23 protein-coding genes are annotated in these 25,847 nt (G+C 52.3%); 11 read left to right on the top strand and 12 right to left on the bottom strand.

All coding sequences use genetic code 11. The features are described 5' to 3' along the window. Positions 1-10 precede the first annotated feature (10 nt). The gene (gene rluA, locus J4617_RS18975) at positions 11-670 is read left to right on the top strand and encodes a bifunctional tRNA pseudouridine(32) synthase/23S rRNA pseudouridine(746) synthase RluA (protein ID WP_000525198.1); all 660 of its coding nucleotides are present in this window, start codon (positions 11-13) and stop codon (positions 668-670) included. 94 nt (positions 671-764) lie between these two features. Here the strand turns inward: rluA and djlA are convergent, their stop codons facing one another. Next, complete coding sequence (gene djlA / locus J4617_RS18970) at positions 765-1,577, bottom strand: co-chaperone DjlA (RefSeq protein WP_001200595.1); 813 nt, start codon at positions 1,575-1,577, stop codon at positions 765-767. A 253-nt stretch (positions 1,578-1,830) separates the two neighbouring features. Between djlA and lptD the strand changes: the two genes are divergently transcribed. From lptD to apaH, 6 genes are read left to right on the top strand one after another with little or no spacing between them, the layout of a single operon-like run. After that, a complete protein-coding gene (gene lptD, locus J4617_RS18965) occupies positions 1,831-4,191 on the top strand; it encodes an LPS assembly protein LptD (protein ID WP_000746116.1) in 2,361 nt (786 codons plus the stop codon). A 53-nt stretch (positions 4,192-4,244) separates the two neighbouring features. Further along, positions 4,245-5,531: a peptidylprolyl isomerase SurA gene (gene surA, locus J4617_RS18960; RefSeq protein ID WP_000800482.1), complete on the top strand. Its 1,287-nt coding sequence runs from the start codon at positions 4,245-4,247 to the stop codon at positions 5,529-5,531. Further along, positions 5,531-6,520, top strand: a complete 990-nt coding sequence (gene pdxA / locus J4617_RS18955) for a 4-hydroxythreonine-4-phosphate dehydrogenase PdxA (RefSeq protein WP_000093001.1) — start codon at positions 5,531-5,533, stop codon at positions 6,518-6,520. The genes surA and pdxA overlap by 1 nt, the downstream gene beginning before the upstream one ends. Further along, positions 6,517-7,338, top strand: coding sequence for a 16S rRNA (adenine(1518)-N(6)/adenine(1519)-N(6))-dimethyltransferase RsmA (gene rsmA, locus J4617_RS18950; RefSeq protein WP_001065397.1), 822 nt, complete (start codon positions 6,517-6,519; stop codon positions 7,336-7,338). Before pdxA ends, rsmA begins: the two co-directional genes overlap by 4 nt. A 2-nt stretch (positions 7,339-7,340) precedes the next feature. Then, a complete protein-coding gene (gene apaG, locus J4617_RS18945; RefSeq protein ID WP_000610894.1) occupies positions 7,341-7,718 on the top strand; it encodes a Co2+/Mg2+ efflux protein ApaG in 378 nt (125 codons plus the stop codon). A 10-nt stretch (positions 7,719-7,728) separates the two neighbouring features. Next, the gene (gene apaH, locus J4617_RS18940) at positions 7,729-8,577 is read left to right on the top strand and encodes a bis(5'-nucleosyl)-tetraphosphatase (symmetrical) ApaH (RefSeq protein ID WP_000257211.1); all 849 of its coding nucleotides are present in this window, start codon (positions 7,729-7,731) and stop codon (positions 8,575-8,577) included. 105 nt (positions 8,578-8,682) lie between these two features. On the opposite strand, the gene folA is transcribed toward apaH, so the two are convergent. From folA to J4617_RS18920, 4 genes are all read right to left on the bottom strand, one after another. Continuing rightward, positions 8,683-9,162 carry a type 3 dihydrofolate reductase gene (folA, locus tag J4617_RS18935; RefSeq protein WP_000624379.1) on the bottom strand — a complete coding sequence of 160 codons (480 nt, stop codon included), beginning with the start codon at positions 9,160-9,162 and terminating at the stop codon, positions 8,683-8,685. Positions 9,163-9,360: 198 nt separating this feature from the next. Further along, on the bottom strand, positions 9,361-11,223 hold the full coding sequence (gene kefC / locus J4617_RS18930) for a glutathione-regulated potassium-efflux system protein KefC (RefSeq protein WP_017466159.1): 1,863 nt from the start codon (positions 11,221-11,223) through the stop codon (positions 9,361-9,363). After that, positions 11,216-11,746: a glutathione-regulated potassium-efflux system oxidoreductase KefF gene (kefF, locus tag J4617_RS18925; RefSeq protein WP_017466160.1), complete on the bottom strand. Its 531-nt coding sequence runs from the start codon at positions 11,744-11,746 to the stop codon at positions 11,216-11,218. The genes kefC and kefF overlap by 8 nt, the downstream gene beginning before the upstream one ends. 405 nt (positions 11,747-12,151) lie before the next feature. Then, complete coding sequence (locus J4617_RS18920) at positions 12,152-14,041, bottom strand: sulfatase-like hydrolase/transferase (RefSeq protein ID WP_000066312.1); 1,890 nt, start codon at positions 14,039-14,041, stop codon at positions 12,152-12,154. An 897-nt stretch (positions 14,042-14,938) separates the two neighbouring features. On the opposite strand from J4617_RS18920, the gene srfN reads away from it, so the two are divergent. Next, positions 14,939-15,229 carry a DUF1471 family virulence protein SrfN gene (srfN, locus tag J4617_RS18915; RefSeq protein WP_000745961.1) on the top strand — a complete coding sequence of 97 codons (291 nt, stop codon included), beginning with the start codon at positions 14,939-14,941 and terminating at the stop codon, positions 15,227-15,229. A gap of 223 nt (positions 15,230-15,452) precedes the next feature. Here the strand turns inward: srfN and J4617_RS18910 are convergent, their stop codons facing one another. The 7 genes from J4617_RS18910 to J4617_RS18880 all read right to left on the bottom strand — a co-directional run bounded on the left by J4617_RS18910 (position 15,453) and on the right by J4617_RS18880 (position 21,314). Beyond that, entirely contained in the window at positions 15,453-15,869 is a 417-nt protein-coding gene (locus J4617_RS18910; protein WP_161460226.1) for a hypothetical protein, read from the bottom strand. A gap of 291 nt (positions 15,870-16,160) precedes the next feature. Further along, positions 16,161-16,391: a YgdI/YgdR family lipoprotein gene (locus J4617_RS18905; protein ID WP_001172089.1), complete on the bottom strand. Its 231-nt coding sequence runs from the start codon at positions 16,389-16,391 to the stop codon at positions 16,161-16,163. A gap of 88 nt (positions 16,392-16,479) precedes the next feature. Then, complete coding sequence (locus tag J4617_RS18900; protein ID WP_001187054.1) at positions 16,480-17,820, bottom strand: MFS transporter; 1,341 nt, start codon at positions 17,818-17,820, stop codon at positions 16,480-16,482. 146 nt (positions 17,821-17,966) lie between these two features. After that, positions 17,967-18,254 carry a ferredoxin-like protein FixX gene (fixX, locus tag J4617_RS18895; protein WP_000203737.1) on the bottom strand — a complete coding sequence of 96 codons (288 nt, stop codon included), beginning with the start codon at positions 18,252-18,254 and terminating at the stop codon, positions 17,967-17,969. After that, positions 18,251-19,537, bottom strand: a complete 1,287-nt coding sequence (locus tag J4617_RS18890; RefSeq protein WP_001287774.1) for an FAD-dependent oxidoreductase — start codon at positions 19,535-19,537, stop codon at positions 18,251-18,253. Before J4617_RS18890 ends, fixX begins: the two co-directional genes overlap by 4 nt. Before the next feature lie 49 nt (positions 19,538-19,586). After that, positions 19,587-20,528 (bottom strand): electron transfer flavoprotein subunit alpha/FixB family protein, encoded by a 942-nt coding sequence (locus tag J4617_RS18885; RefSeq protein WP_017466087.1) that lies wholly within the window; start codon positions 20,526-20,528, stop codon positions 19,587-19,589. 15 nt (positions 20,529-20,543) lie between these two features. Further along, positions 20,544-21,314: an electron transfer flavoprotein FixA gene (locus tag J4617_RS18880; protein ID WP_000692189.1), complete on the bottom strand. Its 771-nt coding sequence runs from the start codon at positions 21,312-21,314 to the stop codon at positions 20,544-20,546. 480 nt (positions 21,315-21,794) lie between these two features. Here J4617_RS18880 and caiT point away from each other — a divergent pair, with 480 nt between their 5' ends. From caiT to caiB, 3 genes are all read left to right on the top strand, one after another. Continuing rightward, positions 21,795-23,312 (top strand): L-carnitine/gamma-butyrobetaine antiporter, encoded by a 1,518-nt coding sequence (gene caiT / locus J4617_RS18875; RefSeq protein WP_000787073.1) that lies wholly within the window; start codon positions 21,795-21,797, stop codon positions 23,310-23,312. Positions 23,313-23,346: 34 nt separating this feature from the next. Continuing rightward, positions 23,347-24,489, top strand: a complete 1,143-nt coding sequence (gene caiA, locus J4617_RS18870; protein WP_000347134.1) for a crotonobetainyl-CoA dehydrogenase — start codon at positions 23,347-23,349, stop codon at positions 24,487-24,489. A 111-nt stretch (positions 24,490-24,600) separates the two neighbouring features. Continuing rightward, entirely contained in the window at positions 24,601-25,818 is a 1,218-nt protein-coding gene (gene caiB / locus J4617_RS18865; protein WP_001016212.1) for an L-carnitine CoA-transferase, read from the top strand. Positions 25,819-25,847 lie beyond the last annotated feature (29 nt).

Here is a 25,847-nt window from a genome sequence, read left to right as displayed (position 1 = left end):
GGAGCCGTACATGGGGATGGAAAACTACAATCCGCCGCAGGAACCCTGGCTGGTTATCCTGTATCAGGATGAGCACATTATGGTGGTCAATAAGCCCAGCGGCCTGTTGTCCGTGCCGGGGCGTCTGGAAGCGCACAAAGACAGCATTATGACGCGTATCCAGCGCGACTACCCGCAGGCAGAATCGGTGCATCGTCTGGATATGGCCACCAGCGGCGTGATTGTAGTGGCGCTGACCAAAGCCGCGGAGCGGGAGCTAAAACGTCAGTTCCGCGAACGTGAGCCGAAAAAGCAGTATGTGGCGCGCGTATGGGGGCATCCCTCCCCGGCGGAAGGACTGGTCGACTTACCGCTCATCTGCGACTGGCCGAACCGGCCAAAGCAGAAAGTGTGTTATGAAACCGGCAAACCGGCGCAAACGGAATATAACGTGGTGGAGTTTGCGGCGGATAATACCGCCCGCGTGGTGCTCAAGCCGATCACCGGACGTTCGCATCAGCTTCGTGTGCATATGCTGGCGTTAGGCCACCCGATTTTAGGCGATCGGTTTTACGCCTCGCCGGAAGCGTTGTCACTGGCGCCGCGTTTGCAGTTACACGCCGAAATGCTGACCATTACCCATCCCGCTTACGGCACCAGCATGACGTTTAAAGTCCCGGCAGATTTTTAAATTCGGAGCCAATTTATGCCGGGGCGCTTCGCTTGCCCGGCCTACATTCATTAACGTAGGCCGGATAAGGCGCTAGCCGCATCCGGCAATTCAATCACTTGAAGCCTTTCTGTTCTTTGATTAGCTCATACGCTTTCTGAATTTCCTGCGCTTTTTGCTTCGCCATTTCCATCATTTCCGGCGGTAAACCTTTCGCGACCAGTTTGTCCGGATGATGCTCGCTCATCAGTTTGCGATAAGCGCGTTTAATGGTGGTTGCATCGTCGGTGGTTTTAACCCCCAGCACATTACAGGCATCTTCCAGCGTCGGGCCGCGCTGCGCCTGCTGCCAGCCGCCGCCGGACTGTTGATGATAACCGCCGCCAAACTGCGCGCCGCCCTGCATCATGCGCAGAAACTGATCGAACTGTACGCGGGAAATACCTAGCTCTTCCGCAATCACATACAGCACTTCCCGCTCATTAGGGTGTAGCGAGCCATCGGCAAACGCCGCCTGGATCTGAATTTCCAGAAACATCCGGATCAGATCAAAACGCCCGAAGCAGACGCTACGAAACTGCCGCATCTTTTCACGTAATGGGTAATTATCCGCTTTTCCGACCCGAAAGGCGTTCTGCGCGGCAGTACGTGAATCGCCGTGTAAATTCATACGATCCATCAACTGACTGGCGATATGAATATCCGCTTCCGTCACCCGTCCTTTTGATTTGGTTAAGTGGCCCATCACCTCAAAGGTGGTGGCAAAAAACAGCGCCTGCCGTTCCCGCTGGTTGGCAAACCACGCCATTTTTCGGCTGCGGGCTTTGTCGAACATATGGCCCACCAGCAGACCCAGGACCACGCCCCAAAAGCCGCCGCCCATCATCAGGGCTACGGCGACGCCAATTATCTTTCCCCAGTACTGCATAGACTCCCCAAAACGTTACGCTATCGGTGAGGCTATCTCCCACAAAATAAGGTGCTTTTCTGCGAATGAAGGCTACGGTCAATTGTGGGACATCGCCTATAATTTGCATTATCATACCTGTCATTCAATGCCGTGCCTAACACCACAGACGCTAAACGGCAGGATTAACACTGGCGCAGCGAAGATGAGTAAGTTAGGCTGTGACCGTTTGTCACGCGCAACGCTACCGATGATGGAACAATAAATACAACGTATGAAAAAACGTATTCCCACTCTTCTGGCCACCATGATCGCCAGCGCCCTTTATAGTCATCAGGGGCTGGCAGCCGATCTCGCCTCACAGTGTATGTTGGGCGTGCCGAGCTACGATCGTCCTCTGGTAAAAGGCGATACCAACGATCTGCCGGTTACTATCAATGCCGATAACGCTAAAGGTAACTACCCGGACGATGCCGTTTTTACCGGCAACGTGGACATTATGCAGGGGAATAGCCGCCTGCAAGCGGATGAAGTGCAGCTTCATCAGAAGCAGGCGGAAGGTCAGCCGGAACCTGTACGCACCGTCGATGCGCTGGGTAATGTGCATTATGATGACAATCAGGTCATCCTTAAAGGGCCGAAGGGCTGGGCGAACCTGAACACCAAAGACACGAACGTCTGGGAAGGCGATTACCAGATGGTGGGCCGTCAGGGGCGCGGTAAAGCCGATCTCATGAAGCAGCGCGGCGAAAACCGTTATACCATTCTGGAAAACGGCAGCTTTACCTCCTGTCTGCCTGGCTCCGATACCTGGAGCGTGGTGGGGAGTGAAGTCATCCATGACCGTGAAGAACAGGTTGCGGAGATCTGGAACGCCCGGTTTAAAGTAGGTCCGGTTCCGATCTTTTATAGCCCCTATTTACAGCTACCCGTCGGTGACAAACGTCGCTCAGGTTTCCTGATCCCGAACGCGAAATACACGACCAAGAACTATTTCGAGTTCTACTTACCGTATTACTGGAACATCGCGCCCAATATGGACGCCACCATCACCCCGCACTATATGCACCGCCGCGGCAATATTATGTGGGAGAACGAATTCCGTTATCTCACGCAGGCAGGCGCCGGGTTGATGGAATTAGATTATCTGCCTTCTGATAAAGTCTACGAGGACGATCATCCCAAAGAGGGCGATAAGCACCGCTGGTTATTCTACTGGCAGCACTCAGGCGTGATGGATCAGGTGTGGCGTTTTAACGTCGATTACACCAAAGTCAGCGACTCCAGCTACTTTAATGATTTCGACAGTAAGTACGGTTCCAGTACCGACGGCTACGCAACGCAGAAATTCAGCGTCGGCTACGCCGTACAAAACTTTGACGCTACGGTGTCGACCAAACAATTCCAGGTCTTTAACGATCAAAACACCAGCAGCTACTCTGCGGAGCCGCAGTTAGACGTTAACTACTACCATAACGATCTCGGGCCGTTTGATACCCGGATTTACGGCCAGGCGGTACATTTCGTCAACACCAAAGACAATATGCCGGAAGCGACCCGCGTCCACCTGGAGCCAACCATCAATTTGCCGCTCTCCAACCGCTGGGGCAGCCTGAACACCGAAGCGAAGCTGATGGCGACGCACTATCAGCAAACGAATCTGGACAGCTATAACAGCGATCCAAACAATAAAAATAAGCTGGAAGATTCGGTTAACCGCGTCATGCCGCAGTTTAAAGTCGACGGTAAGCTCATCTTCGAACGCGATATGGCGATGCTGGCGCCGGGGTATACCCAGACGCTGGAACCACGCGTGCAGTACCTGTATGTGCCGTACCGCGACCAGAGCGGCATCTATAACTACGATTCTTCTTTGCTGCAATCCGACTATAACGGCCTGTTCCGCGACCGCACTTATGGCGGTCTCGACCGTATTGCTTCCGCCAACCAGGTCACGACCGGCGTCACAACACGCATTTATGATGATGCCGCCGTTGAACGTTTTAACGTTTCTGTTGGTCAAATCTACTATTTCACGGAGTCTCGCACCGGCGATGACAACATTAAATGGGAGAATGACGACAAAACCGGTTCGCTGGTTTGGGCAGGCGACACTTACTGGCGTATTTCAGAACGCTGGGGGCTGCGTAGCGGAGTGCAGTACGATACCCGTCTGGATAGCGTCGCTACCAGCAGCAGCAGCCTCGAATACCGTCGGGATCAGGATCGTCTGGTACAGTTGAACTACCGCTATGCCAGCCCGGAATATATTCAGGCTACGTTGCCTTCGTATTATTCCACGGCAGAGCAGTATAAAAACGGCATCAACCAGGTGGGCGCGGTGGCAAGTTGGCCGATTGCCGATCGCTGGTCGATTGTCGGCGCGTACTACTTCGATACCAATTCGAGCAAACCTGCAGACCAGATGCTCGGCTTGCAGTACAACTCTTGCTGCTATGCGATCCGCGTCGGATACGAACGTAAGCTGAACGGTTGGGATAACGATAAACAACACGCGATTTATGATAACGCGATTGGCTTCAACATTGAGCTGCGCGGTTTGAGCTCTAACTACGGCCTCGGCACGCAAGAAATGTTGCGTTCGAACATTCTGCCGTACCAAAGCTCTATGTAATCTGATTGATTTACAACGTAATCCGCATTGCGGTTAATTGAAATGGAAAAAGTATGAAGAACTGGAAAACGCTGCTTCTCGGTATCGCCATGATCGCGAATACCAGTTTCGCTGCCCCCCAGGTAGTCGATAAAGTCGCAGCCGTCGTCAATAATGGCGTCGTGCTGGAAAGCGACGTTGATGGCTTAATGCAATCAGTCAAACTCAACGCGGGTCAGGCAGGTCAGCAGCTTCCGGACGACGCCACGCTGCGTCACCAGATCCTGGAACGTTTGATTATGGATCAAATTATCCTGCAGATGGGTCAGAAGATGGGGGTGAAGATCACGGATGAGCAGTTGGATCAGGCCATCGCCAACATCGCCAAACAAAACAATATGACGATGGATCAGATGCGCAGCCGTCTGGCTTACGATGGGCTGAACTATTCAACCTACCGTAACCAGATTCGTAAAGAGATGATTATCTCTGAAGTGCGCAACAATGAGGTTCGTCGCCGTATCACCGTTTTGCCGCAAGAAGTTGACGCGCTGGCAAAACAGATTGGCACCCAAAACGATGCCAGCACCGAGCTGAACCTGAGCCATATCCTGATTGCTCTGCCGGAAAACCCAACCTCCGAGCAGGTTAACGACGCGCAGCGCCAGGCGGAAAGCATTGTTGAAGAAGCGCGTAACGGCGCAGATTTCGGCAAACTGGCGATTACCTACTCTGCCGACCAGCAGGCGCTAAAAGGCGGTCAGATGGGCTGGGGCCGTATCCAGGAGCTGCCGGGGATTTTCGCCCAGGCGCTGAGCACCGCGAAGAAAGGCGACATTGTCGGCCCGATTCGCTCCGGCGTCGGTTTCCACATTCTGAAAGTAAACGACCTGCGCGGTCAGAGCCAGAGTATCTCCGTGACCGAAGTTCACGCTCGTCACATTCTGCTTAAGCCGTCGCCGATCATGAACGATCAGCAGGCGCGCCTGAAGCTGGAAGAAATCGCGGCTGACATTAAGAGTGGTAAAACCACCTTTGCCGCTGCGGCGAAAGAGTACTCTCAGGACCCGGGCTCCGCTAACCAGGGCGGTGATTTGGGTTGGGCTACGCCAGATATTTTCGATCCGGCGTTCCGCGACGCGCTGACGAAGCTGCATAAAGGCCAAATAAGCGCGCCGGTACACTCCTCTTTCGGCTGGCATCTGATCGAATTGCTGGATACGCGTAAGGTAGACAAAACCGATGCGGCGCAGAAAGATCGCGCTTATCGTATGCTGATGAACCGTAAGTTCTCAGAAGAAGCGGCGACCTGGATGCAAGAACAGCGCGCCAGCGCTTACGTTAAGATTTTGAGTAACTAATGAGCAGTGCGCAACGCGTTGTTATCACTCCCGGCGAACCCGCCGGGATTGGCCCCGATCTTGTCGTCCAACTGGCGCAACGCGCGTGGCCGATTGAACTGGTCGTCTGTGCGGACGGCGCGCTCCTGACGGAGCGGGCCGCCATGCTCGGCCTGCCCCTCTCGCTTCTCCCTTACTCGCCTGATGTCCCCGCTGCGCCGCAGCCCGCGGGAACGCTGACCCTATTGCCAGTCTCGCTGCGCGCGCCTGCCATCCCCGGTCAGTTGACGGTAGAAAATGGCCCCTATGTGGTAGAGACGCTGGCGCGAGCGTGTGATGGCTGTCTGAACGGTGAATTTGCCGCGCTGATCACAGGCCCCGTGCACAAAGGCGTTATTAACGACGCAGGCATTCCGTTTACCGGTCATACCGAGTTTTTCGAAGAGCGTTCGCAGGCGAAAAAAGTCGTGATGATGCTGGCAACCGAAGAACTTCGCGTGGCGCTGGCGACCACGCATCTGCCGCTACGGGCGATTGCAGACGCCATCACCCCTGCGCTTTTGCACGAAGTGATTGCTATTTTGCATCACGATTTGCGGACCAAATTTGGTATTGCCGAACCGCGCATTCTTGTCTGTGGCCTGAATCCGCACGCGGGCGAAGGCGGTCATATGGGCACGGAAGAGATAGACACCATCATTCCGGTGCTCGACGAGCTGCGGGCGCAGGGGATGAAACTCAACGGGCCGCTACCTGCTGATACGCTGTTTCAGCCCAAATATCTCGATAATGCCGACGCGGTGCTGGCAATGTACCACGATCAGGGCCTGCCCGTGCTAAAATACCAGGGATTCGGTCGGGGAGTGAATATTACGCTCGGCCTACCTTTTATTCGAACCTCTGTTGACCACGGCACCGCGCTTGAACTGGCGGGCCGTGGAAAAGCGGATGTCGGCAGTTTTATTACGGCGCTTAATCTCGCCATCAAAATGATTGTTAATACCCAATGAATAATCGAGTCCATCAGGGCCATTTAGCCCGTAAACGCTTCGGGCAAAACTTTCTCAACGATCGGTTTGTGATCGACAGTATTGTTTCTGCTATTAATCCGCAAAAAGGCCAGGCGATGGTTGAAATCGGCCCCGGCCTGGCGGCGCTGACGGAGCCGGTCGGCGAACGACTGGATAAGCTCACGGTCATTGAACTTGACCGCGATCTGGCGGCGCGTTTGCAAACCCATCCGTTTTTAGGGCCGAAGCTGACTATTTATCAGCAGGACGCCATGACCATGAACTTTGGCGAACTGTCTGCGCAGTTGGGCCAACCGCTGCGTGTGTTCGGCAATCTGCCCTATAATATCTCCACCCCGCTGATGTTCCATCTCTTTAGCTATACTGATGCCATTGCCGACATGCACTTTATGTTGCAAAAAGAAGTGGTAAATCGTCTGGTTGCAGGGCCGAACAGCAAAGCGTATGGTCGTTTAAGCGTGATGGCGCAATATTACTGTCAGGTGATCCCGGTGCTTGAAGTGCCGCCATCCGCCTTCACGCCGCCGCCCAAAGTGGACTCCGCCGTGGTGCGTCTGGTTCCACACGCAACAATGCCTTACCCGGTTAAAGATATTCGCGTGTTGAGCCGTATTACCACCGAGGCCTTTAACCAGCGCCGTAAAACGATCCGTAACAGTCTCGGCAACCTTTTTAGCGTTGAGACGTTGACGGAAATGGGTATTGACCCGGCAATGCGCGCGGAAAATATCTCTGTCGCGCAGTACTGCCAGATGGCCAACTATCTGTCGGAAAACGCGCCTTTGAAGGAGAGTTAAACATGATCAATTCGCCCAGAGTGTGTATTCAGGTGCAAAGCGTCTACATTGAGGCGCAATCCTCACCTGACGATGAACGTTACGTTTTTGCCTATACCGTAACCATCCGCAATCTGGGCCGGGCGCCAGTGCAGCTATTGGGCCGCTACTGGCTGATTACCAATGGTCATGGCCGTGAAACTGAAGTCCAGGGCGAAGGTGTGGTTGGCGTCCAGCCGCGCATTGCGCCTGGCGAAGAGTATCAGTACACCAGCGGCGCGGTAATTGAAACGCCGCTGGGCACCATGCAGGGTCATTACGAAATGATCGATGAAAATGGCGACGCCTTTACCATCGACATTCCCGTGTTTCGACTCGCCGTCCCTACACTCATTCACTAAAATTATAACAATGGCAACTTATCTCATCGGCGACGTTCACGGTTGCTACGACGAACTGATCGCCTTATTACAGCAAGTGGAATTTACGCCAGACACAGACACTCTGTGGCTGACTGGCGATTTGGTCGCCCGCGGTCCCGGTTCGCTGGACGTGTTACGCTACGTCAAATCGCTTGGCAATAGCGTGCGTTTGGTGCTGGGGAATCACGATTTACACCTGTTGGCCGTATTCGCCGGGATTAGCCGCAACAAACCTAAAGACCGGCTGACCCCGCTTCTTGAAGCGCCGGACGCCGATGAGCTGTTGAATTGGTTACGCCGTCAGCCGCTGTTGCAGGTAGATGAAGAGAAAAAGCTGGTCATGGCGCATGCGGGTATTACCCCGCAGTGGGATTTGCAGACGGCAAAAGAGTGCGCCCGCGATGTTGAAGCGGTGCTGTCGAGTGACTCGTACCCGTTTTTCCTCGACGCGATGTATGGCGATATGCCGAATAACTGGTCGCCGGAGTTAAGCGGTCTGGCGCGGCTACGCTTTATTACTAATGCCTTTACCCGTATGCGTTACTGCTTTCCTAACGGTCAACTGGATATGTACAGCAAAGCGTCGCCGGAAAATGCCCCTGCGCCGCTGAAGCCGTGGTTCGCCATTCCGGGGCCGGTGAGCGAGGCTTACAGTATTGCTTTCGGGCACTGGGCGTCGCTGGAAGGGAAAGGGACGCCGGAAGGTATTTACGCGCTGGATACCGGCTGCTGCTGGGGCGGGGAGTTGACCTGTTTACGCTGGGAAGATAAACAGTATTTTGTGCAGCCGTCAAACCGCCAGATGGATATGGGCGAAGGCGAAGCGGTCAACGCCTGATAGGTTTATGCCTGATGGCGCTACGCTTATCAGGCCTACATCTGGCGACATCTGGCTCAAGAGTAGGCCGGATAAGGCGTTTCGCCGCCATCCGGCACTACAGCGTTAACGACGCTCCAGAATCTCGAAACAATAGCTGTGAGAATTCTGCGCGTCGGCATCGTGAAACTCACTGAATACCGATTCCCAGTCATCCGGTTCATAATCCGGAAAATGGGTATCGCCTTCGACTTCCGCATCAATATGCGTCAGATAAAGCTTCTGCGCCTTTGGCAAGAACTGCTCGTACACGCGCCCGCCGCCAATGACCATAATTTCCGGCGCATCGCCGCAAGCGGCAATCGCCTCATCGACAGACTTCACCCACTGCACGCGATCGTCGGTGCCCGGCTGGCTGCTGATAACAATATTTTTACGTCCCGGTAAGGGGCGTCCGATGGACTCCCAGGTGTGACGTCCCATGACGACAGGTTTATTTAACGTGTTACGTTTAAACCAGGCGAGATCGGCAGGCAGGTTCCACGGCATGGCGTTTTCCATACCGATGACGCGATCCACCGCTAACGCCGCAATCAGACTGATCATTAATTATTTCCTGATACAAAAAAAATTGCCGCCACTATACGTAAAGCGCAATCTTTCGTCGACTGACGAAAAGAGGATGAGCACGAAAATTTTTCGTTCTGCTGGCGACGCCACTCATTTGATGTGGAGCGCCAGCATTACAGTAGTTCAAAAACAGCCAATTAGCAGTAAAGTTTGCAGAACATCACATTTTTTACTTTAGATTGACGGTTTGACCTCGGGTTCATCAGCGGCCTCCCCGGAATGTTTGCCCTCAGCCGTTCCCTGCCAGCCGTGGCGCTGAATCAACGACAGATGCTCCCGGTCCTCGGTAATAATTTCGCTCAACATCGCGCTGGTACGTTTATAGGCGGCGGCGCGAGATAACGGATCGTTTTCCCCTTTCGCCATCTCTTCCACCATCCGGGTATTAAAATGACGGAACAGATCCGCGCGCTCGCGGGCTTCATAACGTCCCAGCCCCAGCGCTTCCAGCGCCTGTCGTCCGCTTTTGAGCGCGCCTTCGAAGGTTTCACGTTCGGGCATCGCCACACCAGCCTGGCGCAGGCGAATATAATGATCGACATCACGGGCACGGGCGATAATCTGCAGATGCGGGAAATGCGACTTCACCAGTTCACTCAGTTGCAAATTGGTTTGCGGATCGTCAATGGCGTTAATCAATACCTCCGCCTTCGCCGCTCCGGCAGATTCCAGTAAATCCATACGCGTCGCGTCGCCATAAAAAACCTTCATGCCGAATTTACGCAGCGTTTCGATATGATCGGGGTCGTGATCGAGCACCACCATCTTCACCCCGCTCGACAGCAGCAAACGCCCGGCTATCTGCCCAAATCGTCCAAACCCGGCCACAATAACCCGCGGTTGCTCTTCGTCGATTTCATCCGCCTCGCGCGCTTCCCCCGTCGCGGTCTTCTCCATGCGCGTCAGCAGCACCAGAAAAATCGGCGTTGCCGCCATCGACAGCGCGACCGCCAGCGTCAGCGCTTTTGCCCATTCCGGCTCAAGTACATCCGCCATTTGCGCCGCGCCAAAAACCACAAACGCAAACTCACTTCCCTGGCCTAATAAGACGGCAAACCAGCGACGCTGTTTTGCCGGTACGCCCAGCGGCCTCGCGACCAGCCACAGCATGACGATTTTGATTGCCAGAAAACCGGCCAACAACAGCAGAATGCGCAGCGGATTCTCCACCAGCGTGCCGAAATCAATCGACATGCCGACGCCAATAAAGAACAGCCCCAGCAGCAGCCCCTTAAAGGGTTCAATATCGCTTTCCAGCGCATGACGGTATTCCGAACTCGCCAGCAGAACGCCCGCCAGGAACGCGCCCATCGCCATTGACAGCCCAACCTCTTCCAGCAACAGGCCGAAACCAAACACCAGAAATAGCGCCACGGCGCTGAACACTTCCCGCAAACCAGAACGCGCGACAAAGCGCAGCGCCGGGCGCGTAACGTAGCGTCCCAGCAACACCACCAGCGCCAACGCGCCTGCGACTTTCAACGCCGATAGCGCAAACGCGCCAAGCGTGGTGGATGCGCCGCTGGCGGCCAGCAGCGGAATCATCGCCACCAGCGGGATCGCCGCGATATCCTGGAACAAGAGCACTGCAAATGCGCTACGCCCTACTTGCGAAACGGTCAGGTTACGCTCATTCATTGCCTGCATGGCGATAGCCGTGGACGAAAGCGCCAGCGTCATGCCAATCAGTTCCGCCACCTGCCAACGCAGGCCAAGAAACATGCAGAACAGACCAATCAGTATGCCGCAGACCACCATTTGTAACGCGCCGCCGCCAAATACCGAGGCGCGCAGCTTCCATAACCGTTGCGGGTCCAGCTCAAGCCCAATAACAAACAACATCAGCACGACGCCGATTTCCGCAAAATGCAGAATAGATTCGGCGTCCGTCACCAGCCGTAGTCCCCAGGGGCCGATAATGCAACCCGCAATCAGATACCCCAGCACCGATCCTAAGCCCAAACGTACCGCAATCGGCACAATCAGCGCCGCCGAACCAAGATAGATCAGCGCCTGCAGTAGAGTATGGCTATCCATGATTCACCTCCTTCCATGTCAGTAAACGCTGTTTATACTGACGCGCCAGCGCCTGTAAGGTGTCGTCATCGCAAATGAACGTGCAGTGCATGGCAAACGGCGGCAGCCATTTGAGGCCGCAATAGAGCGCCGTCGCCTGTAGCGGCTGAGAAAGGACGTCAAATCCGGGATGGGAGCCGATAGCAAAGTGGTTTTCACCACCGCCGGTCGTTACCGCCCACAGCAGATGTTTACCATGCAATGCCGTACCGCCATAACCGTAAGCCCAGCCGTGGGTGAGGACTTTATCCATCCATAATTTGAGTAAAGGAGGGACGCTGTACCACTGCATCGGATGCTGCCAGACGATAAGACTCGCGCGCGACAGCGCCTCCTGCTCGGCGGCAACGTCAATATTGAAATCGGGATAGAGGTGATAAAGCGAACGTATTTCGACGTTTTCCAGCGTCCCTGCCTGTTCAAGCATCCGTTTATTCGCATGAGAATGATGCGGATACGGATGCGCATAAATAATGAGGATCATGATTAGCCTGTGATGATCTGTTTTTTATTACAAAGTGTAGTGACAAATTCGCCAGGCTAATAGTGAATATTATTGAGCGGCTAACCAGAAAAAATTGAATTAACGCCAGCAAGGAGTTGGCGCCATCCTGCCCCGGAAGACGCCCTCGAAGGGCCGCAGGCGTTTGCGGAAAAGCGCTATCCGGTGTGGGAAGGTCGGTGATGATAGCAGCCTTAAATCGCTGACCAATCGGTTTAAGGCCTTCTTGTCGGGCGGCGCTGCGCTAAATTTGCCTGTAATGACTGTAATATCAATCCATTACATGATGACACAGGCCCAATAAGCGCAGCGCCAACAGCATCTGAACCTCCAGACACGGTGGATGCCAGATCGCCGACGCATAAATTAACCTAATGGGTCAGGCTCTTAATCTTTCGCCATGCGGTTAAACTGCTCAATAGTAAGATCCCACGGCTCATGGGCCGCATCCGGCATAAAACTGCCGTCATCCACGCCAATTTCGTCCTTGATAATTTTATTCAGTTTTTCATTCATCGTAAGAATGAGATCCTGATATTTCTGTTTATCAGCAGCAAGGTTATGGTTCTCATCGGGATCATTTTTAAGATCGTAAAGTTCAAGATCGTTGTACTTAATAAGATCCTCCCAGGTTTCCGGCGTATTATGCTCCCTTAGCGAGAAATAACGCGCAAACTTATAACGGCCATCGTTAATCATGCGCGTCCCTGAACGATGGCTAAAATCAGGATGCAGATGGGATATTTCCTGCTTGATTTGCGCCACCGTTTTTTGTTTATCTCTTTGTAGCGCGATAACGCGGTGGAGATAATGGGCATCAGTATACAAGATCATGCCATAGCAATATAAGCTGGCATTTCTCACCGCATTAACCGCAACGCCCTCCGGATTTTTTAGCAATCCGCTAAAATTAACGCCTTTGCGGTTGCCTAACGCCTGGTGCTGTTTTTCTTCCGGCAAACCGGTCAGTCCAACTAATGTCGGCGCGATATCAAGATGACAGGTCAACGCCTGACATTTCTTATTACCGGGGTACGCCGGGTGGGAAATAATCATCGGTACATGGATCTGTTCTTTATAAACGGAAGCGCCTTTACCGTGCATCTGATGGCTTCCGCCTAATTCGCCATGATCGGCAGTAAATACAACAATCGTTTTATCAGTTAACTTGAGGGCATCAAGTTCATTTAATATCCGGTCAAGGTGAGTATCACAATCGCGGATACAGTTGAAATAGTAGTCAAGCAGTTTACGCCAACGACGATCTTCATCAGGAAACTGCCCTTCCAGCGCAGCGCGCGCCGTCTGGTATTCAAGATGCGCCGGCGGTCTTCCCTGCTCATTGAATGATTGATGCCTGTTTGCCGGCAGCGGATAGTTCGGCCAGCTTGCCTGATAAAGCTCGTTTTCCGGCGGCTGCGTGGGCGCCAGGGTATTATCATCCTGATCCAACTCGCCACGCCACTGTATCTTTTCTCCCTCTTTATCGGTATCAATAAACATGACGTCATGAGGATTAACGAGGTTAACGGCCAGGAACCAGGGCTTGTGTTGGTCATTCAAGGGCTGCCCCTTGCATCTTAACCAATTTATAGTCTGAGCCGTGGTGGTTGAATCATAAAAATAGCCGCCTTTACTATGGCCTATAATATCGCCGATGCCGTGATAGTCAGCAAAACCATATTTTTCCATAATTTTATGTAATTCTGGTTCAGGAATATCCCCGACATCAATATCCTCATCTTTTTCGTCAGGCAAAGGCTTCTCCAGTTTTTCTGTAAGATGCCACTTACCTTTATAGGCCGTATAGTATCCCAGTTCCCGCATCATATGACCTGTGGTTCCAAGAGCGGGGTCAAGGTCATAAGGCATCCAGGGTAATCCCAGATTATCAAACATCTTTGTCTGGGGCATATGTAAGCCGGTATACAATACGGAGCGGGAAGGCGTACAGACATTACTGGTATTCTGATGATTACAGAATGTCACCCCCGTTTTCATGAGCCGCTCTCTGCCGGGTACCGGGAAAGGAAACGTAGGAAAAAAACGCTCCTGGTCGGTCACGACTAACAGAATATTATATCCTTCTGGCAATTTTTCCGGGATTTCGCCAGTAAACGGTTTATCCCACGCCGGTTTCGCCTTGACGGCGCATTTTTCATCAGCCTTTACCGCGCCGGATAACATACCGCCTGCGGCAAGAATACCGGCACTGGTTAACAGTTTCCTACGCGTAAGATCCGTCTCTTCTGCGGACAGATTTTTTTTATTACTCATATTATTATACCTGTAGTCAGTAACTTTATCACATATTCATTTATTACTGTACGAGGAAGCGTGGATATGTATCAATGCCTTCCGGGTAAGAATATGTGTTATAAATTGATTTGTATTTCAAATTAGAAATATATTAATAAATGAGCATAATTCATTGAAAAATTATTTAGATGAAAAGTTCATTGTTTTTATTTTAGAGATACAACTGCAGACATTACTTCATAAAAAAATACATTATTAAACATACTCTATAGCTCTGTGTTCGTGCCTTTTCCCTTCAACTACGGTGATTACCCTATGCCGCTACAATAAAATCGCCCCGAAAGAAACACTATCAGTAACAGGCCGCGCAACCATAGACATACAACCGGTAATATCACTCTGGGAAATTAAAACATAACTCAATTCTGTTATGTTGCTTATGAATAAAACTAGCGTATTGCCGCGTGATTCAATAAAAATTACGCCATTACAAGAAATAATATAAAAATTATTATTTACAGGGGGTTAAGTTTCTTTTTAGCTGGCAGTGCATTATTTTACATTGACAACAACATAAAGAGGTGACTATAACAAGATATAAGACGGTCACACCAAATAAGGCTATTTTCAGATAATCAACCGAGGTTATTACCCAAAATAATTCGAGTTGCTTAAAGGCGGCAAGGGAGTGAGTCCCCAGGAGCATAGATAATTATGTGATTGAGGTGAGCGACAAATTTGCCGGGAGCAGATTTGAACGTCGCGTGCGACGGCCCGTCAGGGCGAGGCCCATGGGTGGGCCGAGTAATCCGTAGCCAACACATAAGCAATCTGAAGTATGAAGGGGATAAATAATTTCGTTACGGATTACTGATATTGCGCAAACCTTATCATCAATGCAACAGGAACAGAACTATGAAAAAACGCATTATTGCCGCCGCATTACTGGCAACGGTTGCTTCATTCAGCACACTTGCGGCAGAGCAGGTCTCTAAACAAGAAATCAGCCACTTCAAACTGGTTAAGGTCGGCACCATAAATGTGTCCCAGAGTGGCGGGCAGATTTCCTCACCCTCTGATCTACGCGAAAAACTGTCAGAATTAGCCGATGCGAAAGGCGGAAAATATTACCATATTATCGCTGCACGTGAGCATGGTCCGAATTTTGAAGCCGTTGCCGAAGTTTATAACGATGCGACGAAATAAAGCTCTGATTGCGCCATAACGATGGCACTGGCATGAAATAATAAGAGAGCGCCAGCAAGGTGCCATGTTACGTCACAATCCACTCAGGGCCGTCTGGAAACAGATGCTGGCCCTCTTTTTTATCAACAGTTCATCCGGGGCAGGCAAGCCGTTGGAATGTGCGCGCGCAGGCAGTAAGCCCTTCGTGAATAAGACGGTTTTGCGGGCTGTTTTAAGGTAATATTTAGTGCGCTTTTACCTGCCTGAACCAGTAATTTTCCATTTTCGTTATCCATTTCCCCTTTTTATTTTTCGGTATTACGCCAGCCCAAAGTAATTGCAGCTGTCGGTTATAGGTTCCAATAGCGTGTCCACCATACGCCCCTTCAAATGCTATCACCATGGGTCCCTGCCCTTTTACCCCCTCTTGTCCTTCATGGCAATAAAGCGCGTTGCGGTGAGTCACGTCAAGTTCATACTGCACGTTCAGTTTCACACATTTTTCCCCGCAGCCTTCTACTGGCGGCAATATTGTCATGGTATAAGGCGGGTTATCTGCCGTGGTTTTCCATGTTCCGATCAGGTCTTTGCAGGCGTTTATCTCCGTAGCCCCGGAGGCGGCAGAAAATAGCGCGAGAAAATAAAAAGGTATTAGTTTCAGTTTCATTACAGACTCCTGTTCCTTATACCTCATCATTTATACCTAATCATAAGGATAAATGCCCTGCGATATGTTTTTTTCCGGGAAATGTTGAGCCGCTGTTCAGAGAAATGTCGATGAGTGTAACCTCATGTAAGCGGACAGCGCGGTGGGGAAAGCGGGAACACGGGCGAACGTATTTCGACGTTTTCCGGCGTCCCTGCCTGTTCAGGCATCCGTTTATTCGCATGGGAATAAATGGATGCGCATAAAGAGAGAATATTATTGAACGGCTAACCAGAAAAAATTGAATTAATTATCCAGCTCGCTCATATTTTTCAGCTGATCGCGGTTAATCTGTTCGGTTTTCCCGGTGGCGGCGTTTTTGTAAGACACCATACCAGTGTCGTTATCGACCTCGGGTTTCCCGTCGGTGACAATAGTTTTGCCATCCGTGGTTTCAACCGCCTGGTTAGAAGAGCATCCTGCGACGGTGAATAGTGTTGCTGCGGTAAACAGTGCGGTCATAAGACGTTTTTGCATGGTGTTCTCCCTGCTTTTCAGTTGTTTTAGCATGTGACTGTTAACTGTAGCGTTATTGGCGAAAAGCAGGGAGAAATGCAGAACACTCTTAACGAGGGTTATCCGATGGCGTTCCGCGCAAAGTCATGTTTCCGGTCTGTGTTAGCGTCAAGCCGCGAGTTTCCGGGGCAAACATCACCGATACGCCAAGCCCGACTAACGAAATCAACGCGCCAATCAGCATGACGTTATTAATACCGTAACGAGTAATAAAAATCGGTAATGCCCAGGTGGAGACAATGGTTCCGATACGGCTTAATGACATGATGACCCCCACGGCCGAAGCGCGAATATCCGTAGGGAAGAGTTCATTAGGATAAAGCCATTGCAGTATGCCCGGTCCGCCGGAAAAGAAGGCGTATACCGCAAACGCCACCACGACCAGTATGATGCCCAGATTTGACACCAGTCCCAGCAGCGCCAGCGCGATAGTCATCATGGCGAAGCTGCCAATAAGCAGAGGGCGACGGCCAATACTGTTTAGCCAGAACATCGCCGGTATACAGCCCAGCATAAAAAAGAGGCTAATCACCACATTGCCGAGCGCCGCGTTGCGCCCCTGTTCCCAGCCGAGTAACCCGACGATCTGCGGCCCAAAGGTATATATAGCGAACATCGGGATTACCTGACAGGTCCAGATAGCCGCAACGAACAGTACAAACGGAAAATGACGGCGGTTAAACAACTGCAGGAAGCGGGTCTCCTGCGGCGGCTCATCGTCAAAGCAGACCGGTTCGCCGAACAGTTTGATCATCATTTGTTCACACTCTTTTACCCGTCCTTTTCGCAATAGCCAGCGTGGCGATTCCGGCAGGTCAAAGCGGCCAATCAAAATGATTAAGCACGGGATAAAGGCGCTGCCAAGCATCCAACGCCAGCCGCCTTCCATGTCATACAGCCAGTAGCCCACCAGGTTGGCGCAGGTCGCGCCGACGTACCACATCGCGGCGATAAAACCGATGGAGAACGCGCGCTGGCGGGTGTTGGAAAACTCCGTAATCATGGAAGTAGCGATAGGGTAATCCGCGCCGATAACAATGCCAATTAAAACGCGCATCACCAGTAATTCAAGCGGCGTGGAAACAAACATGGTCGCCACGGAGATAACGCCGATAGCGATAATATCAAGCAGGAACATTTTACGCCGCCCGACTTTATCGCAAATATAGCCAAACAACGAGGTGCCGATAAACAGTCCGGCAAGCGTAGCCGCGCCGAGCGCGCCAATCCATTCAGCATCAAGGTGCAATAGCGGCGTCAGTTGTTCCAGCGCCACGCCAATGATCACCAGCACGTAGCCATCAAGGAACGGGCCGCCGCTTCCCCACAGCATAATTTTGCGATGAATGGAGGAGAATTTAAGGTCATCAAAGTTCCTGGGCTGCTGCATGGTGATGTCCTGTTTCAACACGGGCAAAGCGCATCTGTAGGCCGGATAAGGCGTTTCCGCCGCCATCCGGCATTGGCGCCACATGATTGCCGGATGGCGACGCTACCGCATCTTATCCGGCCTACGGGGGCACAACTTCGTACTTATTAGCCGTAGCGGAACTCCACGCCAAACGTCCCGCGCGGGTATTCCCATTTTTCCAGCGCCGTATCAAGGCCGAGGATCCGGCACGTTCCGCACTCCAGGCACCCGGCGTAATCAAAACGAACGCTACCGTCGTCCTGCTTTTTATACAGTCCCGCCGGACAGGCCTTAACCAGCACCTCCAGCGCCTGTTTATCAGGATCGGTTTTGAGAATGATGTGCGGGCTATCTTCATCCACATTGAACTTATTGACGCCCAATTTGACGTCCACATTGACGGGAGATGTCATAATACGGTCACTCCTTTCAGGCCATCTTTCATCAGGTTGATGAAGCCCACTTTCTTCGCATGGCGCAGGATTTTTTTACGCATCGGCACCGGAGCGGAGCCATCCACGGTGAACAGGTCGCGCGCGATACTGACCGCCATTTCGGGATAAGCGGTAAACATGCGGGGATTATCAAGAAAAGCTGGCAGTTTCTGATACATACGCATATCGCGCATCGGACCTTCGTCCAGATGCTGACGGTATTCCCCCAGCGACTGCTTGCTAAAATCGTCGCGCTTCATCGCCGAAAGCACCGTCTTCGCCGCCGCTTCGCCTGCGGATATGGCGAGATCCATACCACGGATGGTAAAGCCGAGGTTCATACACATGCCGGCAGCGTCTCCGGCAATCAGTACACCATCGCCCACCAGTTCAGGCTGCATATTCATTCCCGCCTCGGGTACAACGTGCGCGGCATATTCCACCAGCTTGCCACCGGCGATCAGCGGCGCAACTGCCGGATGCTGTTTGAAATCTTCCAGCATTTGCGGGACCGATTTTTTCGCGTCTTTCAGATGATGAAGTCCGCAGACCAGCCCCAGGGAAAGGGTTGTTTCATTCGTATACAGGAAGCCACCGCCCATCAGACCATCGGTTGGCGCCCCGGCAAACAGACAGGCGGCACCTTCGTTGCCCTGTAGCTGGAAACGATCTTCAATGACCGACTTCGGCAATTCGATCAGTTCCTTCACACCGACGGCAACATGCGATGCCTCAACACGCTTGGCCATGCCCAGCTTTTCAGCCAGCAGAGAATTCACCCCGTCAGCGAGGATTACGACTTTGGCTTCCAGAATATCGCCATCGGCTTCCACGCCCACGACTTTGCCATCACGCTGAACAACGTTATCCACGCGAATACCAGTGATCAGTTGCGCCCCCGCCTCTTCGGCCTGCTCCATCAGCCAGGCGTCAAATTTACTACGCAAAACGGAATAAGAAACCTGCGACGCTGAAGCATCTTCACCATTGCAGTAGTCGATAGTCATCGCCCCGTTGTCGGTCATAAAGGCGAGTTTTTCGTGGGTGATCATGCGTTCAATGGGGGCCTGATCCGCAAAGCCGGGAATGATGCGTTCCAGGCTATGTGCATACAAACGCCCACCGGTGACATTCTTCGCGCCAGCAGAATTGCCGCGCTCGATAACCAGCACCTGTGCACCTTCGCGAGCAAGCACCAGCGCCGCAACCGAACCGGCCAGACCTGCACCCACGATGATGGCATCAAAGATATCTTCGGACATACGTACTCCTGTCAGCGGCAGGATACCCTCGTATCCTGCCCGAAATGGTTTATCGCGCTAAGGCAGCCGTCAGCGCAGGCAGGATCTTCAGCGCATCGCCAACGATGCCAAAATCCGCATACTGGAAGATTGGCGCGTTTTTATCTTTGTTGATGGCGAAAATCGTCTGCGCGCCGTTGGCGCCGACCATGTGTTGGATCTGCCCGGAGATCCCCACCGCCAGATACAGTTCAGGTTTGAGCATCAGGTTGGAGATACCGACGTAGCGCTCGTGCTCCATCCACTTCTCGTTTTCCGCCACCGGGCGGGAACAGGCCAGCTCGGCGCCAATCGTCTGGCACAGCGCTTCGGCCAGCGAGATATTCTCTTTGCTGCCGATGCCGCGTCCCACGCTGACCACCAGACGCGCTTTGTCGAGGTCAACGCTGTTGCTCTGACGCGCCTGGGTTGCGGTGCGGGTCACGGCAGTGGCCGGAGCCTGCCACTGCACGGTGTGCATCTCGCCGCTGCGAGAAGCATCCGGTTGTTGTGCGTTAAACGTTCCGCTGCTGAGTGTGATCACGGCAAACGGCGAAGCGATGGTTTCTGCCCCTATCGCCAGACCGCCGTAGACCATATGTTTAACCGCCGCTTTTCCATCCTGCAGGGAGACGTCGCTGGCATCGTTGGAAACCGCAGCCGACAAGCGATAGCCCAGCTTTGCCGCCAACAGCTTGCCCCGACGCGTATTCGGCAGCAGCACCGCGCCGCCCTCGCTATGCTGACGAATAGTCTCAGCCATCGCAGCAGCGTAGTCTTCGATCATGCGGTCTTCTGGTTTGCCGCTGAGCAGCCAGACATGATCCGCGCCCAAATGACATGCTGTCGCGCTGTCCGCTTCGTTCAGTACGAACGCGTTAACTTTTTCACCTACAGCCTGCGCGCCACTCATCAGTTCGGGCAGACGAGAAGGGGTATCGCTGAATACCCAGACACTGGAAAATTTGTTCATAACATCCCCTGATAATTAAATGATTTTGCGCAGATTCTCGACAAACGCGGCGATTTGTTCTTCACCGTCACCTTCAATCACCACACGCTGACGCTCGCGCTGCTTCGGTGCGGCAACCTGTTGTACGGAATACGCGGGTACGCTGTTCAGCCCGATATCCGCAGGCGACCAGACCTGAACCGGTTTTTTCGCCGCGCCAAGAATGGCTTTCATCGAAGGGATTTGTGGGGTGTTAATGTCGGTGGAAACCGCGATCACCGCCGGGAGCGGGATGCTCAGCGTTTCAACTTCATCTTCCAGTTCGCGTTCTACTGTCAATGTGCTGTCGGTAAGAGAGAGGATTTTACTCACGCCGTTAATCGCCGGAATGTTCAGCGCTTCGCCCACCAGCAAACCAACCTGCTGAGCATAAAGATCGGAAGAACCGTCGCCGCAGATAAGTAGATCGAAACCTGATTTTTGCGCCGCGGCGGCCAGCGCGGTAGCGGTGTGTTGCGGCAGCGCCTGCTCAAATTGATCGTCAATGACCACAATCAGTTCATCAGGGCCACGAGAGAGGACATCTTTGCGCCCTTTTGCATTAGTCAGCGCTTTGCCGCCAACGCTCATGGCGACAACCTGAGCGTCTCCCAACTGCTGTTTTAACTGGCAAGCAGCTTCAATTGCATTCAGATCATATTGGCTGATTTTGCTATCCGCTTTGCTGAAATCGAGTGTTCCGTCAGCATTATTAATCGCAATATCCTGCTCATCAGGTACGCATTTGTAGCAAGTAATTATCTTCATTGCATCTCCAGAAATCATGAAGGAAACGTATTTATATCGGCGGTGTTAAATACAGATATCACGCTCTTTAATTCGGAAATAAAACCTTAATCACCAATATTGAAAATGTCACACATTGATATTCGTAACTTTCAATAGTGTTACGCACCTCACCAATATTGAAAGAAATATGCCAAATATGAAAATTTTCAATATTGTTTGCTGGCTCAACAATATTGAACGTCAGATACTTAAAAAAGTTAAAAAACTACAATTAATCAATTGATAAATAAAGCAAAAATCAAAATTTAAACACAAAATAATCAACGCAAAAAAGTGTGACGAAGATAACAGAATCACCCGAAATGAATACCCATTATGAGTTACTCATTGAGGCGTCCCAGAGGTTAAAAACTTATCAACAAATCATTAATAATAAATAAACAAACGTTCATGGACTGGCACGCTAAATAAATTTCGTTTTCACACTGGAATTCACTTATGAAAAATGAAAAGAAAAAATCGGGAATTGAACCGAAGGTTTTTTTTCCGCCATTAATAATTGTCGGGATACTTTGCTGGCTAACAGTCAGAGATCTTGATGCCGCTAACGTCGTTATTAATGCGGTATTCAGTTATGTCACCAACGTCTGGGGTTGGGCATTTGAATGGTATATGGTCGTCATGCTCTTCGGCTGGTTCTGGCTGGTTTTTGGCCCCTATGCCAAAAAGAGATTAGGTGACGAAAAACCGGAGTTTAGCACCGCCAGCTGGATTTTCATGATGTTCGCCTCCTGTACATCCGCTGCGGTTCTGTTCTGGGGCTCTATTGAGATCTACTACTATATCTCCACCCCGCCGTTCGGCCTGGAACCAAACTCCACCGGCGCGAAAGAGATAGGCCTGGCGTACAGCCTGTTCCACTGGGGGCCGCTGCCGTGGGCAACCTATAGCTTCCTTTCCGTGGCCTTCGCCTACTTCTTCTTTGTACGCAAGATGGATGTCATCCGCCCCAGCTCCACGCTGGTACCGCTCGTCGGTGAAAAGCATGCGAAAGGGTTGTTCGGTACCATCGTCGATAACTTCTACCTGGTGGCGCTGATCTTCGCGATGGGCACCAGCCTCGGTCTGGCTACCCCGCTGGTCACCGAGTGTATGCAATGGCTGTTCGGTATTCCGCATACGCTGCAATTGGATGCCATCATCATTACCTGCTGGATCATTCTGAACGCGATTTGCGTGGCCTGCGGCCTGCAAAAAGGGGTCAGAATCGCCAGCGATGTGCGTAGTTACCTGAGCTTCCTGATGCTCGGCTGGGTGTTTATCGTCAGCGGCGCCAGCTTCATCATGAACTACTTCACCGACTCCGTCGGGATGCTGTTAATGCACCTGCCACGGATGCTGTTCTATACCGACGCCATCGGTAAAGGCGGCTTCCCGCAGGGCTGGACCGTTTTCTACTGGGCGTGGTGGGTTATTTACGCCATCCAGATGAGTATCTTCCTGGCCCGTATTTCCCGTGGTCGTACCGTACGTGAGCTGTGCTTCGGGATGGTGATGGGTCTGACCGCGTCAACCTGGATCCTGTGGACTGTCCTTGGCAGTAACACGCTGCTGCTGATGGATAAAAACATCCTCAACATTCCGCAACTGATTGAGCAACACGGCGTGGCGCGCGCCATTATCGAAACCTGGGCCGCCTTGCCGCTCAGCACCGCCACCATGTGGGGCTTCTTCATCCTCTGCTTTATTGCCACCGTCACGCTGATTAACGCCTGCTCTTACACCCTGGCGATGTCGACCTGTCGCGAAGTTCGCGATGGTGAAGAGCCGCCTCTGTTAGTGCGTATCGGCTGGTCGGTGCTGGTCGGCATCATCGGTATCGTTCTGCTGGCGCTGGGTGGGTTGAAGCCGATTCAGACCGCGATTATCGCCGGAGGATGTCCGCTGTTCTTCGTCAACATTATGGTGACGCTGTCCTTTATTAAAGACGCCAAAGTGCACTGGAAAGACAAGTAATTCTTATTAACCCAATTGATCAAGAGGCTGAAAGATGGATTTCAACTTAAATGACGAACAGGAGCTGTTTGTCGCCGGTATTCGCGAACTGATGGCCAGTGAGAACTGGGAAGCTTATTTTGCCGAGTGCGATCGTGACAGCGTCTACCCTGAGCGTTTTGTAAAAGCGCTGGCGGATATGGGTATTGATAGCCTGCTGATCCCGGAAGAACACGGCGGTCTGGAAGCGGGTTTTGTTACCGTCGCCGCCGTCTGGATGGAGCTGGGACGTCTTGGCGCGCCAACTTACGTGTTGTACCAATTGCCGGGAGGTTTTAACACTTTCCTGCGTGAAGGGACTCAGGAGCAAATTGATAAAATCATGGCCTTCCGGGGCACCGGTAAGCAGATGTGGAACTCTGCTATCACCGAACCAGGAGCGGGATCGGATGTTGGTAGTCTGAAAACCACTTATACGCGCAAAAATGGTAAGGTTTATCTCAATGGCAGTAAGTGCTTTATCACCAGTAGCGCCTATACCCCGTACATCGTGGTCATGGCGAGAGACGGTGCATCGCCGGATAAACCGGTTTACACCGAGTGGTTTGTGGACATGAGCAAAGCGGGTATCAAGGTCAACAAACTGGAGAAACTCGGTCTGCGCATGGATAGCTGCTGTGAAATCACCTTTGACGACGTTGAACTGGACGAGAAAGACATGTTCGGTCGGGAAGGTAACGGCTTCAACCGCGTGAAAGAAGAGTTTGACCATGAACGCTTCCTCGTCGCGCTGACCAACTACGGTACCGCAATGTGCGCTTTTGAAGACGCTGCGCGTTACGCTAATCAGCGCGTGCAGTTTGGTGAAGCTATTGGTCGTTTCCAGCTGATTCAGGAGAAGTTTGCGCATATGGCGATCAAACTGAACTCCATGAAAAATATGCTGCTGGAAGCCGCGTGGAAAGCAGATAACGGCACGATTACCTCCGGCGACGCGGCAATGTGCAAATACTTCTGCGCCAACGCCGCGTTTGAAGTGGTAGACACCGCCATGCAGGTACTGGGAGGTGTTGGTATCGCGGGCAACCACCGCATCACGCGTTTCTGGCGTGACCTGCGCGTTGACCGTGTTTCTGGTGGTTCTGACGAAATGCAGATCCTGACGTTGGGTCGTGCGGTACTCAAGCAATACCGCTAATCGATCCCTTGTAGGCCTGATAAGACGCGGGGCGTCGCCATCAGGCAATCATGCCGGATGGCGCTGTGCTTATCCGGCCTACATACCGCAAAAAATGCCAGGAGAAAAATGATGAATCATTTACCAATGCCAACCTTTGGCCCGCTTGCTGGGGTACGCGTTGTTTTTTCAGGAATCGAAATCGCCGGTCCATTCGCCGGACAGATGTTCGCCGAATGGGGCGCCGAGGTTATCTGGATTGAAAACGTCGCATGGGCCGATACCATCCGCGTACAGCCTAACTACCCGCAGCTCTCACGCCGCAACCTGCACGCCCTGTCGCTGAATATTTTCAAAGATGAAGGTCGGGAAGCGTTTCTGAAACTCATGGAAACCACCGATATTTTCATTGAAGCCAGTAAAGGCCCGGCCTTTGCCCGCCGTGGTATTACTGATGAAGTGCTGTGGGAACATAACCCGAAACTGGTCATTGCCCACCTTTCCGGCTTCGGCCAGTATGGTACCGAGGAGTACACCAATCTTCCGGCGTATAACACCATCGCGCAGGCATTCAGTGGTTATCTGATCCAAAACGGCGACGTTGACCAACCAATGCCAGCCTTCCCGTATACCGCCGATTACTTCTCCGGGATGACCGCGACGACAGCCGCGCTGGCGGCCCTGCACAAAGTACGCGAAACGGGTAAAGGTGAAAGCATCGATATCGCCATGTACGAAGTGATGCTGCGCATGGGTCAGTACTTCATGATGGACTACTTCAACGGCGGCGAAATCTGTCCACGTATGACGAAAGGGAAAGACCCCTACTACGCCGGTTGCGGCCTGTATAAATGCGCCGATGGTTACATCGTCATGGAGTTGGTCGGCATCACGCAAATCAACGAGTGTTTTAAAGATATTGGCCTGGCCCACATTCTCGGTACGCCGGAAGTTCCGGAAGGCACGCAGCTCATCCATCGCGTGGAATGCCCTTACGGCCCGCTCGTCGAAGAGAAACTGGACGCCTGGCTGGCAACACACACTATCGCCGACGTTCAGGCGCGCTTTGCTGAGCTGAATATCGCCTGTGCGAAGGTGCTCACCATTCCGGAACTGGAAGGTAATCCGCAGTACGTTGCCCGCGAATCGATTACTCAGTGGCAAACAATGGACGGTCGCACCTGTAAAGGGCCGAACATCATGCCGAAATTTAAAAACAACCCGGGGAAAATCTGGCGTGGCATGCCGTCACACGGCATGGATACCGCCGCCATTCTGAAAAACATTGGTTATAGCGAAGCAGATATTAAGGAACTGGTCGGCAAAGGCCTGGCCAAAGTTGAGGATTAAACGCGATGCGCTAATCGGTTTTCCGGTTA

The organism is Salmonella sp. 32010601201800023SM (genome assembly GCF_017572235.1).
Lineage (GTDB): Bacteria > Pseudomonadota > Gammaproteobacteria > Enterobacterales > Enterobacteriaceae > Salmonella > Salmonella enterica.
Note: the sequence above shows the minus strand (reverse complement) of the source record. Positions and strands in the feature narration are given on the sequence as shown.

Bases quoted from the DNA above. Each gene is read 5' to 3' on its own strand.
- rluA (WP_000525198.1), top strand. From the start codon at position 11: ATGGGGATGGAAAACTACAATCCGCCGCAGGAACCCTGGCTGGTTATC.
- djlA (WP_001200595.1), bottom strand. From the start codon at position 1,577: ATGCAGTACTGGGGAAAGATAATTGGCGTCGCCGTAGCCCTGATGATG.
- lptD (WP_000746116.1), top strand. From the start codon at position 1,831: ATGAAAAAACGTATTCCCACTCTTCTGGCCACCATGATCGCCAGCGCC.
- surA (WP_000800482.1), top strand. From the start codon at position 4,245: ATGAAGAACTGGAAAACGCTGCTTCTCGGTATCGCCATGATCGCGAAT.
- pdxA (WP_000093001.1), top strand. From the start codon at position 5,531: ATGAGCAGTGCGCAACGCGTTGTTATCACTCCCGGCGAACCCGCCGGG.
- rsmA (WP_001065397.1), top strand. From the start codon at position 6,517: ATGAATAATCGAGTCCATCAGGGCCATTTAGCCCGTAAACGCTTCGGG.
- apaG (WP_000610894.1), top strand. From the start codon at position 7,341: ATGATCAATTCGCCCAGAGTGTGTATTCAGGTGCAAAGCGTCTACATT.
- apaH (WP_000257211.1), top strand. From the start codon at position 7,729: ATGGCAACTTATCTCATCGGCGACGTTCACGGTTGCTACGACGAACTG.
- folA (WP_000624379.1), bottom strand. From the start codon at position 9,162: ATGATCAGTCTGATTGCGGCGTTAGCGGTGGATCGCGTCATCGGTATG.
- kefC (WP_017466159.1), bottom strand. From the start codon at position 11,223: ATGGATAGCCATACTCTACTGCAGGCGCTGATCTATCTTGGTTCGGCG.
- kefF (WP_017466160.1), bottom strand. From the start codon at position 11,746: ATGATCCTCATTATTTATGCGCATCCGTATCCGCATCATTCTCATGCG.
- J4617_RS18920 (WP_000066312.1), bottom strand. From the start codon at position 14,041: ATGAGTAATAAAAAAAATCTGTCCGCAGAAGAGACGGATCTTACGCGT.
- srfN (WP_000745961.1), top strand. From the start codon at position 14,939: ATGAAAAAACGCATTATTGCCGCCGCATTACTGGCAACGGTTGCTTCA.
- J4617_RS18905 (WP_001172089.1), bottom strand. From the start codon at position 16,391: ATGCAAAAACGTCTTATGACCGCACTGTTTACCGCAGCAACACTATTC.
- J4617_RS18900 (WP_001187054.1), bottom strand. From the start codon at position 17,820: ATGCAGCAGCCCAGGAACTTTGATGACCTTAAATTCTCCTCCATTCAT.
- fixX (WP_000203737.1), bottom strand. From the start codon at position 18,254: ATGACATCTCCCGTCAATGTGGACGTCAAATTGGGCGTCAATAAGTTC.
- J4617_RS18890 (WP_001287774.1), bottom strand. From the start codon at position 19,537: ATGTCCGAAGATATCTTTGATGCCATCATCGTGGGTGCAGGTCTGGCC.
- J4617_RS18885 (WP_017466087.1), bottom strand. From the start codon at position 20,528: ATGAACAAATTTTCCAGTGTCTGGGTATTCAGCGATACCCCTTCTCGT.
- J4617_RS18880 (WP_000692189.1), bottom strand. From the start codon at position 21,314: ATGAAGATAATTACTTGCTACAAATGCGTACCTGATGAGCAGGATATT.
- caiT (WP_000787073.1), top strand. From the start codon at position 21,795: ATGAAAAATGAAAAGAAAAAATCGGGAATTGAACCGAAGGTTTTTTTT.
- caiA (WP_000347134.1), top strand. From the start codon at position 23,347: ATGGATTTCAACTTAAATGACGAACAGGAGCTGTTTGTCGCCGGTATT.
- caiB (WP_001016212.1), top strand. From the start codon at position 24,601: ATGAATCATTTACCAATGCCAACCTTTGGCCCGCTTGCTGGGGTACGC.